Annotated in this window: 2 protein-coding genes; both read right to left on the reverse strand. The window is 70.3% G+C overall.

From position 1 onward, the window contains the following. On the reverse strand, positions 1-488 hold a 488-nt coding region (locus NQU55_RS36160; protein WP_256791869.1), incomplete at its 3' end, for a methylenetetrahydrofolate reductase. Positions 489-551: 63 nt separating this feature from the next. Further along, positions 552-1,635: vitamin B12 dependent-methionine synthase activation domain-containing protein (locus NQU55_RS36165; protein WP_284702714.1), on the reverse strand; the 1,084-nt coding region annotated here is incomplete at its 5' end.

A 1,635-nucleotide genomic window follows, 5' to 3' on the forward strand; every position in this document is an offset into this window, starting at 1 on the left:
TGGCGCTCGGGGAAGGCGGCCACGCCGACCGTGAAGCTGCCCGAGTCCTTGATGAGCTCGACGAGTTCCCGGGCGTGGGCGAAGCCTTCGGGGTGGCGCCGCCACTCCCCCTGCGGGTCGCCCGGCGGGTCTCCGCGCAGGGCGAGGATGTCGCTGATGCCGACGGCCGCGTACTGCCCGATGATGTGGCGCAGCTGGGCGACGGAGTGGTCGACCGCGGTCAGGTGGGCGACCGGCCGGAGCGTGGTCTCGGAGGCGATGCGCTCGGTGGCGGCCACGGTGCGGTCGCGCGATGATCCGCCCGCCCCGTAGGTCACCGACACGAAGGTCGGGCCCACCGCCTCGATGCGGCGGACGGCGTCCCACAGGGCCTGTTCGCCGTCCGCCGTCTTCGGCGGGAAGAATTCGAAGGAGTACGAGCGCGAGCGTCCGCCGCTCGCGAGTACCTCGCGCAGAGTGCTTCGGGACCGTGTGGCCTCCGCGTCCATGCTCTTCCTTTCCTCACAGGGGATGCGCCGGTGCGCGGCCGGCTCGGCACGCGGTGGAGTGAGTCAGCGCGCGTTGAAGTACGTGGCGTCGGGGTGGTGGATGACGATGGCGTCGGTGGACTGTTCGGGGTGGAGCTGGAATTCTTCGGAGAGGTGGACGCCGATCCGTTCCGGCTGGAGGAGGTCGGCGATCTTGGCGCGGTCTTCGAGGTTGGGGCAGGCTCCGTAGCCGAGGGAGAAGCGGGCGCCGCGGTACTTGAGGGCGAACATGTCTTCTACGTCGTCGGGGTCTTCGCTCGCGAAGCCGAGTTCGGCGCGGACGCGGGCGTGCCAGTACTCGGCGAGGGCTTCGGCGAGCTGGACGGACAGGCCGTGGAGTTCGAGGTAGTCGCGGTAGGCGTCGGCGGCGAACAGTTCGGCCGTGGCCTCGCCGATGCGGGAGCCGACGGTGACGACCTGCAGGCCCACGACATCGCGCTCGCCCGACTCCTCGGGCCGGAAGTAGTCCGCCAGGCACAGCCGCCGCCCGCGCCGCTGCCTCGGGAACGTGAAACGCGTCCGCTCGCTCCCGTCCTCGTCCAGCAAGATCAGGTCGTCGCCCTTGCTCACGCATGGGAAGTAGCCGTAGACGACGGCCGCTTCCAGCAGGTTGTCGGTGTGGAGCTTCTCCAGCCAGCCGCGCAGGCGCGGGCGGCCCTCGGTCTCCACGAGCTCCTCATACGTCGGGCCGCCGGCGCGGGCCTGCTTCAGGCCCCACTGGCCCTTGAACAGGGCGCCTTCGTCGAGCCAGGACGCATAGTCCTTCAGCCCGATCCCCTTGATCACCCGCGTGCCCCAGAACGGCGGCTCCGGCACCCGGTTATCGATCGCGACGTCCGAGCGGACGGAGCCCTCCGGCTCCTCCACCTCCAGCACCGCCGTCGCCGCCCGCTTCACCACCCGCCGCTGCTTCAGCTCCGGCAGCACCGCCCCCGGCACACCCCGCTTCACCGCGATCAACGCGTCCATCAGCCGCAGACCCTCGAAGGCATCACGCGCATACCGCACTTCACCCTCATAGATCTCATGCAGATCCTGCTCCACATACGCCCGGGTGAGCGCCGCGCCGCCGAGGATCACCGGATACTGCGCGGCCAGCTTGCGCTGA

It is taken from the genome of Streptomyces telluris (assembly GCF_024519335.1).
GTDB classification, from domain to species: domain Bacteria; phylum Actinomycetota; class Actinomycetes; order Streptomycetales; family Streptomycetaceae; genus Streptomyces; species Streptomyces telluris.